This is a genomic window from Peribacillus sp. NPDC058002 (assembly GCF_042886655.1).
GTDB classification, from domain to species: Bacteria; Bacillota; Bacilli; order Bacillales; family DSM-1321; genus Peribacillus; species Peribacillus aracenensis.
Map to the genome: position 1 here is coordinate 1 of NZ_JBHVQU010000517.1, position 1,234 is coordinate 1,234.

Sequence of the window (1,234 nt, forward strand, 5' to 3'; positions counted from 1 at the left end):
ATATAGTTTTATGCCGCTTGGAAAAAAGGTGCTTCAAAAGGTTGAGGCTATCGTTAGGGAAGAGATGGAAAATGCTGGTGCGGTAGAATTGTTGATGCCGGCTCTGCAACAAGCCGAATTCTGGCAGGAATCTGGACGCTGGTATACCTATGGTCCAGAGTTGATGCGGCTTAAGGATCGCAACAACCGTGAATTTGCGCTTGGTGCCACACATGAAGAAGTGATAACCAGCTTAGTTCGTGATGAAGTGAAATCCTATAAGCGTCTTCCATTAACGGTTTATCAGATCCAAACCAAATTCCGTGATGAAAAAAGACCGCGTTTCGGATTGTTGCGTGGACGTGAGTTCATCATGAAGGATGCTTATTCTTTCCATGCTAATCAAGAAAGCCTGGATGCTGTTTATAAAAATTTATATGCGGCATATTCGAATATATTCAGCCGTTGTGGGCTGAACTTCCGTGCCGTCATTGCCGATTCTGGGGCAATGGGTGGTAAGGATACACATGAATTCATGGTCCTGTCTGAAATTGGGGAGGATACCATCGCATATTCTGATACTTCCGATTATGCAGCTAATATTGAAATGGCACCTGTGAGCGTTAAATATGAAAAAAGCTCCGAAGAACAAATTGCACTTGAAAAAATTCATACACCAGGCCAAAAAACGATTGAAGAAGTTGCTTCATTCTTGAATACTAGTGCAGAGAAACTAATAAAATCGTTATTGTTTAAAGTGGATGAAAAGTATGTGCTTGTTTTGGTACGAGGAGATCATGAAGTCAATGATATCAAGCTGAAGAATTTCTATAACGCTTCAATCGTTGAATTGGTCGATCCAAATGAGACGAAAGAAGTCTTAGGATGTACAATTGGATCACTTGGACCAATCAATGTCACTTCTGAAGTCGAAGTGATTGCGGATGTTGCCGTTGAGGCCATGGTTAATGGAATTTGTGGTGCAAATGAGGAAGACCACCATTATGTGAACGTAAATCCCGCTCGTGACTTTAACGTGGATAATTATATAGATCTTCGTTTCATCCAAGAGGGTGACCCATCACCGGACGGAAACGGAAAGATTAAATTTGCCAAAGGGATTGAGGTAGGCCACGTATTCAAACTGGGAACTAAATATTCTGAAGCTATGAATGCGACATTCCTGGATGAGAATGGAAGGACGCAGCCTATGATCATGGGCTGTTATGGCATTGGTGTTTCCCGTACACTAGCC

1 protein-coding gene is annotated in these 1,234 nt (G+C 42.1%); it reads left to right on the forward strand.

Going from position 1 to position 1,234, the window contains the following annotated elements; translation table 11 throughout:
* The coding region (locus tag ACFVSH_RS26790; RefSeq protein ID WP_387708863.1) for a proline--tRNA ligase at nt 1–1,234 on the forward strand (1,234 nt) is incomplete at both ends.